We start from the raw sequence: 8531 nt of genomic DNA, 5'->3' as shown, positions 1-8531 counted from the left end.
CCAAAACACACACTTGGGGTTTTTCTCCGCGAAAACCACCCCCCCAAAAAACACCGCCAACGCATCACAGCGTGCAGTTGATCAATTACCCAACACTTTCTGAGGCCCCGACCCCCGGCCCCGACGGCTGATCACTTGACGGCCTTGGCCAGGTCCCGCGCCAGCGATTCCATGTCGGGGAGCCGGCCGCGCTCGTCGGAGGTGCACCGGAACTGGAGGACTCGATCGCCGATGCGGACGATGACCGTCTCGTTGGTCCGGTAGGCCCCCTGCGGGATGATCTTGAAGTGCAGCGCCTCGTCGCCCAGTCCGTCCACCGGCTCGACGGAGAGGTGCGTCTCCACATCGCCGCCGCCGGTGCCCACGTGCTTGTCGACGTACGACGGGCAGCGCGCCACGAAGTCCCTGATGACGGCCAGTTGCTTCGTCGCCTGCCCGGTACGGAAGGAGTCCACGGTCACCAAGGCGGCGTACGCGCCGTCGGTGGACCGCATCTGCTGGCTGGCGTAAGCGGCCTCGCCGTCCACGATGGTCATGTTGCTCATGACGTCGCACGGCGCCGCGGGCCCCAGACCCGTGGTGCCGGAGAGGACCTGCGTTCCGCTGTCCGACGGGGTGGCGGGGCCGTACTTGGTGTCGAGGGTCCAGCCCGACGGGACGGTCCGCGCCGTGGGCAGGTACGCCCTGAGGGCACTGCCGAGGACGATCGACGGATCCACGGCCGGGGCGATGGGGGTGGTGGGCGCCGGCTTCGGCAGGTAGTCCGTCGCGGCCACGGTGAGCGTCGGGGCCGGGGACGTCGCGCCGGTCGGCGCGGCCCGGTCCGATGAGCCCTCGCCGGAGCACCCGGCGACGGTGGCCAGGGTGAGCGCGATCCCCGCTGTCACCAGAACTCGCACCTTGACCATGTGGACCTCGCTTCCCTCGCGCTGACATGACATGCCGTCAACCAACGCTACCCCGCCGCCCCGACAGCGGCCTTCGTCGGGTCAGTTCCCCGGGGCCGGGGGCGCGTACGTCTCCAGGTAGGCGGTGACGAGGCGGCGGGCTTCGTCCACCGTCGCGGTGTCGCCGCGCCGGGAGCGCTCGAAGGCGACGTCGAAGAGTCGGTCGCCGGCCTCGAAGGCGAGCTGTACGGCGAGGAGCGGGGTGTCGGGGCGGATCAGCGCGTGGTCGACGAGCACCCGCCGGGTCCTCTCGGCGAGCGACTCGTCGAACTCGCGTCCCAGCTCGACCAGGGGTGCGGTCTTCTCCCGCCACAACCGGACGAAGGCCGGGGTGCGGCGGCCGTGTGCGAGCAGTGGATCGACGACGGCGTCGACGGCGTCGCGTACGGTCCGCAGCTCGCGCGCGTTCAGCCGGGCGGTGATCCGCTCGCGCAGTGCGGCCAGGTGGCGCCGCAGCAGCTCGGCGTCGACCTGGTCGCGGTCTCCGAAGTAGTGGTAGACGGACGAGGTCGGGATCCCGGCCCGCTCGCCGATCGCCCTGAGGGTCGCGGCCCGGTACCCCTGCTCGGCGAGCAGGGCTTCGGCGGCGCCGAGGATCGCCTCCGTCCGCTCGATCCGGCGGCGCTGCACGGTGGCCGGACGGCCGGAGGCGCGGGTGACGTCAGGCGCGCCGCGATCAGAACTCGAAGGCATTCGAGTTTTATACGGGTCGGCCGGGGTGGCGTCAACCCCTTCGACCGATCGAATCAACTCGCATGCGAGCGAAGGGGGTTTGCACGCGGGACGAAGGTGAACCCGCCGCCGACGACACCTTGACGGCGACCTTCCGAGGGCTAAACTCGAATCCATTCGAGTTTGTCTCCGCCGCAGCGCGACACCGGCGGCCATGCAGAACGGAGAGGCCATGACGGACAGGTACGGCGCCGTGGTGATCGGTGCGGAGCGCGCCGGAGGTGCCGCATGACGGCGCAGCACGTGGTCTTCATCGGCGCGGCCGGGGAGATGTGCAGGGTGGCCATCGAGCGCTTCGCCCGGGCGGACGGCGACTGGCGGCTCACCCTCTGCGACATCCGGCCCGAGATCCTCCACCCCCTGGTGAAGCGGCTGCCGGCCGGTCGCGCCACGGTCCGGAAGCTGGACCTGTACGACCGCACCGCGCTGCTGGAGGTGGTCACCGGCGCGAGCCTCGTCGTCCTCGGTGCGGGCCCGTACATCCGCACCTCGGAGCCGGTGATCTCGGCCTGTCTGGAGGCCGGGGTCCCGTACCTCGACTTCGACGACGACGTCGAGAGCACCCAGCACGCCCTCAGCCTCGACGAGCGGGCCCGCGAGGCGGGCATCCCGATCTACGTCGGCTGCGGCGCCTCACCGGGCATGAGCAACGTGATGGCCGTCGACGCCGCGAACGAGCTCGACACCGTCGAGACCATCGAACTCGGCTGGGTGGTCGGCGACGAACGGCCGAACGTCGGCCGGGCGGTGCTGGAGCACCTGATGCACATCGCCGCCGGCGACTGCCTGACCTGGGAGCACGGCGGGCCGGTGGTGCACGAGTCGTACGTCGAGACCGGCGTGCTGCCGATGGGCGGCGGCCTGGGCGAGACCCTGCTGTACGAGACGGCGCACCCGGAACCGGTCACCCTCCCGCGGCGCTACCCGCAGGCCGAACGCATCCGCTGTCTCGGCGGGCTCGACCCGATGCCCTTCAACGGCCTCGCGCGCGGCCTCGGACTCGCCGTCCAGGACGGCAGGTTGACGGTCGACGAGGCCGTCGACTACATCCAGGAGGTGCTGCACAACCGCTTCACCGACACCAGGGGCCTGCGGCACGCCCTCAGCGGCATGGTCGGCCAGATCCGGCGCGGCGAGATGGCGCCCGGCGAGATGGCCGCCTTCCTGGCGAAGTCGGCGCTGCGGCGGACGTACGAGTGGCGCGGCGGTCTGCTGGCCAAGGTCACCGGCACCCGCGACGGCCGACCCGCGACGGCCGTGCGGCGCACGCCGATCAGCGGCCCGAAGCTGTACATGGTGAACAGCATGGGAGGCCTGACCGGCACGGCCACCGCCGCCTTCATGGTGCTGGCGCTCGACGAGACGGGCAAGCGGTCCGGTTCCTTCGCGCCCGAGGAGTGGGCCGAACCGGAGGCCTTCTACACCGCCCTGGAGCGGGTCGGCACGCCGCGCCGCGAGATCGTGGAGTCCCTCTGCTGACCGACGCACCGGCACGGCGGGTCGAGCGGAGGTCAGTCCCGCCCCGCCGCTCCCGGCCCGGAGTACGTGGCCAGGTAGGCGGTCACCAGCCGGCGCGCCTCGTCGATCGTCGCGTCGTCACCGGTCGGCGAGGTGTGGAAGGCGATGTCGAACAGCCGGTGCCCGGCCGCGAAGGCGAGCTCCAGCACCAGCGCCGGCGTGTCGGCGCGCAGCAGGTCCCGTTCGACCAGGAAGGACCGCAGCCGCTGCGCCCGGGTCCGGTCGAAGTCGCGGACCAGTTCCTCCACCCGCTCACTGCGGCCCGAGAACCACAGCTGGGCGCAGCCGCGGTGACGGCGGAGGTAGTCCAGGGTCGGGTCGATGGTGGCGTCGACCGCGTCGCCCAGCGTGCGCAGTGCGGGGTCGACGAACGCGGCGGCACCGGCGGCGTCGAGCTCGCGGACGTACCGCTGCACGAGCTCGGCGTCGACCTCGTGACGGTCGGAGAAGTAGTGGTACACGGAGGTGATCGGGATGCCCGCCCGCTCGGCGATCGCCTTCAGCGTGGTGTCCTCGTAACCCCGCTCGGTGAGCAGGGCCTCGGCAGCGTCGAGGATCGCCCGCCTGCGCTCGACCCCGCGGCGCTGCGTCGTCGGACGGGTCGGCGCCTGACCAGTCGGATTCTTCTCGAACACGGTTCGAGATCGTACCAGTTGCACTCTCACTCCCCCTTGTCAGGAGAGGGTTCGGATGACTCACGTGTACGACGTCGTGGTGATCGGTGCGGGTTTCGCCGGAGTCACCGCGGCGCGGGACCTCAGCGTCGACGAGCACTCGGTGCTCCTGCTCGAAGCGCGCGACCGGATCGGCGGCCGCACCTACCTCGGCGAGGCCTTCGGCCGCCGACTCGACCTCGGCGGCACCTACGTGCACTGGACCCAGCCGCACGTGTGGCGCGAACTGCGGCGCCACGGCATCCCGTTGGCCGTCCCGTTGGACATCGACCGGGTGTACTGGCTGGCCGAAGGCGCCGTGCACTCCGGCACCCGGACCGAGTACGGCGCGGCCGTCGCCCCGCTGGCGGCACGGTTCTTCGCGGACGCCCGGGCCCGGTTCCCGCTGCCGTTCGCGATCGAGGCGGTCGACGCCGGCAAGGTCGAGGCGCAGACCGTCGGTGACCGGCTCGACTCGCTGGGCCTGTCCCCGTACGAGCGGGACGTGCTCGACGGGGCGCTGGCCACCATGGTCCACTCCTACGACGAACAGGGCCTCGCCCAGCTGCTGTTCTGGGCGGCCACCAACTTCGGGGACTGGAACGCGTTCTTCGAGGCGGCCGGCTTCTGGCCGATCGAGGGCGGGACCGGTCGGCTGCTGGACGCCGTCATGGGCGAGTCCGAGGCCGAACTCCGGCTGTCCACGCCGGTGCGCGCGGTCGAGGTCGACGACTCCGGCGTCGTCGTCACCACCCGCGCCGGGGAGCGCGTCCGGGCCCGGGCCGCCGTGCTCGCCGTACCGCTCAACACCCTGGGCGACATCGAGCTCACCCCGGGGATCGCCGGGCCGGCGAGCGGGATGGTCGCCGCCGGGCATCCGATGCGCACGGCGAAGCTGTGGGCGCGGCTCCGGGGTGAGCTCGAGCCCTTCTACGCCTTCGCACCGGTCGGCGGGAACGGGATCAACGCCGCCCGGCTGGAGCACCACCACGAGGGCGACTCGCTCGTGGTGTGCTTCGCCTCCGACGCCGCGGCCCTCGACGCGAGGGACCGCGGCGCGGTGCAGGCCGCGCTGCGGACCTTCCTGCCGGACGTCGAGGTGGTCGACACCGCCTTCCACGACTGGGTCGGCGACGAGTTCTCCCAGGGCACCTGGGTGCACCACCGCCCCGGGAACCTGACCGGTGCCGTTCCCCTGCTGCGCGAGCCCCACGGACGCCTCCACTTCGCCGGCGGCGACATCGCGTCGCTGGTCGTCGGCGGCATCGAGGGCGCCATGGAGACCGGTGCGAGCACCGCCCGCACCGTCGCCGCAGCACTCGCCGACGGCACCCACTGATCGAGCACCTCCGTTCGGGAGACACCCCCATGACCCACACACCGCCCACGGACGTCGACGTCCTCGTCATCGGCGCCGGAATCTCCGGCATCAGCGCGGCCGGCCACCTGCGCGCCCGGCGTCCGGGCACCACCTTCGCCGTCCTGGAGGCGCGCGAGGAGATCGGCGGCACCTGGAGCCTGTTCCGCTACCCCGGCATCCGGTCGGACTCGGACATGACCACCTTCGGCTTCGGCTTCCGGCCGTGGCGGCACCGCAAGTCGATCGCCGACGGCCACCTCATCCTGGACTACCTGCGGCAGACCGTCGCCGAGCGGCGACTGGGCGAGCACATCCACGTCGGCCACCGGGTGCTGAGCGCCGACTTCTCGACGGCGGACGGGCGTTGGACCGTCACCGCCGAGCAGTCCGGCAGCGGGCGGACTGTGAGGTTCACCGCGCGGTTCCTGTTCGTCGGCACCGGGCCGTACGACCACGACGAGGGCTACACACCCGACTTCGCCGGCGTCGAGGACTTCACGGGCCGGGTGGTCCACCCCCAGCACTGGCCCGAGGACCTCGACCACACCGGCCGGCAGGTCGTGGTGATCGGCAGCGGCGCCACCGCCGTCACCCTGGTCCCCGCCATGGCCCGCACCGCCGGGCACGTCACCATGCTGCAGCGCTCCCCGGGGTACGTGTTCTCGGCGCCCGCCGAGGACGCGATCGCCAACACCCTGCGCACGCTGCTCGGCCCCCGGCGCGCCCACCGGATCGTCCGGCGGAAGAACGTCCTCCTCACCCGCGCCGTCTACAAGGCCTCCCGGCGCGCCCCGAAGCTGATGCGCCGGCTGCTCATCGCCGGCGTCCGGCGCCGACTGCCCCGGCACTACGACGTCGACACCCACTTCACCCCGCGCTACGCCCCCTGGGACCAGCGGCTCTGCCTCGTCCCGAACGGCGACCTGTTCAAGGCGATCTCCTCCGGCCGGGCCTCCGTCGTCACCGACCGCATCGAACGGTTCACCGGGACCGGCATCCTGCTGGAGTCCGGCCAGGAGCTGGCCGCCGACGTCGTCGTGACCGCGACCGGCCTGCGCATGGCGGTCTTCGGCAAGGTCCGGCTGAGCGTCGACGAGCAGCCGGTGCACGTGCCGGACACCACGGCCTACAAGGCGATGATGCTCTCCGGGGTGCCCAACTTCGTGTTCGCGCTGGGCTACACCAACCTCTCCTGGACGCTCAAGGTCGACCTGGTCGGCGAGCACTTCTGCCGCCTCCTCGACCACATGGACGCCCACGGGTACCGGACCGTCGAACCGGTGCTGGACGACCCGTACCTGGAGCGCCTGCCGTACATGGACCTGACCTCGGGCTACGTGCGGCGCGGCATCGGGACGTTCCCGCGGCGCGGGACCAGCGGCCCGTGGACGGTGGAGATGGCGTACGAGAAGGACGTCGAGCGGCTGCGCCGGGGCCCCGTCGCGGACAGCGCGCTGAGGTTCACCACCGGCCCGGCCCGGGCGGCGTCCCCGTCGGGGCAGGCGCGATGACGGCGGAGACCGGCCTCAGCGGCCTCAGCGGCTTGACCGGCTTGACCCGCTCGACCGGCCACGGCGTCCGGTACCACACCCTCCACTCCAAGGGGATCGCATGAGCAGCAGCTACGACTACGTCGTCGTCGGCGCCGGAACCGCCGGATCCGTGCTCGCCGCACGGCTGAGCGAGGATCCGGACGTCCGGGTCGCGGTGATCGAGGCGGGCGGCCCCGACACCGCGCCGGAGGTCCACGTCCCGGCCGCCTTCCCCCAGTTGTTCAAGTCCGCGCTGGACTGGGACCTCGACTCCGACCCGGAGCCGGGGCTCGGCGGGCGGCGGGCGTACCTGCCCCGGGGCCGGATGTTCGGCGGCTCCAGTTCGATGAACGCGATGATCTACATCCGCGGCAGCCGCGCCGACTACGACGGCTGGGCGGCGGCCGGCGCCACCGGCTGGTCGTACGACGAAGTGCTGCGGTACTTCCGGCGCGCCGAGGACAACGAGCGCGGTGAGGACGCCTTCCACGGCGTGGGCGGCCCGCTGACGGTCAGCGACGGCCGGTCCGGGCACCCGCTCTGCTCCGCCTTCGTCCGGGCCGCCGAGCAGGCCGGGCACAAGGCGAACGAGGACTTCAACGGCGAGTCGCAGTTCGGCGTCGGGCGCTACCAGCTCACCCAGCGCGGCGGCCTGCGGTGCAGCGCGGCCGTCGCCTACCTGCACCCGGCGCTGGAGCGGCCGAACCTCACCGTGCTGCCCCACGCCCGCGCCCACCGCGTGCTGGTCGAGGGCGGCCGGGCCACCGGCGTGGAGGTGGAGCGCGGCGGCACGGTGGAGACCGTCCGCGCCGAGCGCGAGGTGATCCTGGCCGCGGGCGCGTACGAGAGCCCGAAGCTGCTGCTGCTCTCCGGGATCGGGCCCGCCGCGGACCTCGCCGCCTTCGGCATCGAGGTGGTTCGCGACCTGCCGGTCGGCAGGGGCCTCCAGGACCACTACATGACGATGCTGAACTTCCGCACCGGCGCCGAGTCGCTGATCGCCGCCGCCACCCCCGGGAACGCGGCGCTGCTGCAGGACGAGGGGCGCGGCCCGCTGAGCTCCAACGTCGGCGAGGCCGGCGGCTTCTTCCGCAGCCGGGAGGACCTGGCCGCGCCGGACCTCCAGTTCCACGCCGCCCCCGTGCTGTTCCACCAGGAGGGTCTGGGCGCGGCCACCGAGCACGGCTTCGCCTTCGGCCCCTGCGTGCTCGCCCCGACCAGCCGCGGCGCGGTCACCCTGCGCTCCCCGCGCCCGGACGCCGCGCCCCGGATCGTCCACAACTACCTGGTGACGGCCGAGGACCGGAAGGCGATCGTCTCCGGCATCCGGATCGCGCTGGAGATCGCGGCGCAGCCGGCGGTGGCGGACCTCGTCACCGGGCCGTTCGGCGACCTGCCGTCCCCGGCCGGCTCCGACGCGGACCTGCTCGCCTGGGCGCAGCGCGCCGGGCAGACGCTGTACCACCCGACGTCCACCTGTGCCATCGGCTCGGTCGTCGACCCGGAGCTGCGGGTGTTCGACGTCGAGGGCCTCCGGGTGGTGGACGCCTCGGTGTTCCCGTCGGTGCCGCGCGGCAACACCAACGCGCCGACCGTCATGGCCGCCGAGAAGGCCGCCGACCTCGTCAAGGGCGGTGCGCGATGAGCTGCTCGGAGTCGCAACTCGACCTCGCTGTGGACGATTTGGTCCGCGGCGCGGCCGCCTGGGCCGACTGCGGCCCCGCCGGGCGGCTCTCGCTCCTCGCCGTGTGCTCCCGGTCGGCGGTGGTGCGGGCGCAGAGCGCGATCC

7 protein-coding genes are annotated in these 8531 nt (G+C 72.6%); 4 read left to right on the top strand and 3 right to left on the bottom strand.

The window, feature by feature from the left end:
• Positions 1–131: 131 nt before the first annotated feature.
• Complete coding sequence (locus tag ABZW03_RS32155) at positions 132–887, bottom strand: hypothetical protein (protein ID WP_355266163.1); 756 nt, start codon at positions 885–887, stop codon at positions 132–134.
• 102 nt (positions 888–989) lie between these two features.
• A complete protein-coding gene (locus ABZW03_RS32150; protein ID WP_355266160.1) occupies positions 990–1640 on the bottom strand; it encodes a TetR/AcrR family transcriptional regulator in 651 nt (216 codons plus the stop codon).
• A gap of 267 nt (positions 1641–1907) precedes the next feature.
• On the opposite strand from ABZW03_RS32150, the gene ABZW03_RS32145 reads away from it, so the two are divergent.
• Complete coding sequence (locus ABZW03_RS32145) at positions 1908–3158, top strand: saccharopine dehydrogenase NADP-binding domain-containing protein (RefSeq protein WP_355266157.1); 1251 nt, start codon at positions 1908–1910, stop codon at positions 3156–3158.
• Between the two features lie 32 nt (positions 3159–3190).
• Here the strand turns inward: ABZW03_RS32145 and ABZW03_RS32140 are convergent, their stop codons facing one another.
• Positions 3191–3832, bottom strand: a complete 642-nt coding sequence (locus ABZW03_RS32140; RefSeq protein WP_355266154.1) for a TetR/AcrR family transcriptional regulator — start codon at positions 3830–3832, stop codon at positions 3191–3193.
• Between the two features lie 55 nt (positions 3833–3887).
• On the opposite strand from ABZW03_RS32140, the gene ABZW03_RS32135 reads away from it, so the two are divergent.
• From ABZW03_RS32135 to ABZW03_RS32125, 3 genes are all read left to right on the top strand, one after another.
• Complete coding sequence (locus ABZW03_RS32135) at positions 3888–5189, top strand: NAD(P)/FAD-dependent oxidoreductase (protein ID WP_355266151.1); 1302 nt, start codon at positions 3888–3890, stop codon at positions 5187–5189.
• Between the two features lie 29 nt (positions 5190–5218).
• Positions 5219–6721 (top strand): NAD(P)/FAD-dependent oxidoreductase, encoded by a 1503-nt coding sequence (locus ABZW03_RS32130; protein ID WP_355266149.1) that lies wholly within the window; start codon positions 5219–5221, stop codon positions 6719–6721.
• A gap of 100 nt (positions 6722–6821) precedes the next feature.
• On the top strand, positions 6822–8387 hold the full coding sequence (locus ABZW03_RS32125; protein ID WP_355266147.1) for a GMC family oxidoreductase N-terminal domain-containing protein: 1566 nt from the start codon (positions 6822–6824) through the stop codon (positions 8385–8387).
• Positions 8388–8531 lie beyond the last annotated feature (144 nt).

Source organism: Kitasatospora sp. NPDC004799 (assembly GCF_040609095.1).
GTDB lineage: Bacteria > Actinomycetota > Actinomycetes > Streptomycetales > Streptomycetaceae > Kitasatospora.
This window is presented reverse-complemented; position numbering and strand designations above follow the sequence as displayed.

What these genes read in the sequence shown, in the direction of transcription:
- ABZW03_RS32135 (WP_355266151.1), top strand. Translation starts at nt 3,888, where the DNA reads ATGACTCACGTGTACGACGTCGTGGTGATCGGTGCGGGTTTCGCCGGA.
- ABZW03_RS32150 (WP_355266160.1), bottom strand. Translation starts at nt 1,640, where the DNA reads ATGCCTTCGAGTTCTGATCGCGGCGCGCCTGACGTCACCCGCGCCTCC.
- ABZW03_RS32125 (WP_355266147.1), top strand. Translation starts at nt 6,822, where the DNA reads ATGAGCAGCAGCTACGACTACGTCGTCGTCGGCGCCGGAACCGCCGGA.
- ABZW03_RS32130 (WP_355266149.1), top strand. Translation starts at nt 5,219, where the DNA reads ATGACCCACACACCGCCCACGGACGTCGACGTCCTCGTCATCGGCGCC.
- ABZW03_RS32145 (WP_355266157.1), top strand. Translation starts at nt 1,908, where the DNA reads ATGACGGCGCAGCACGTGGTCTTCATCGGCGCGGCCGGGGAGATGTGC.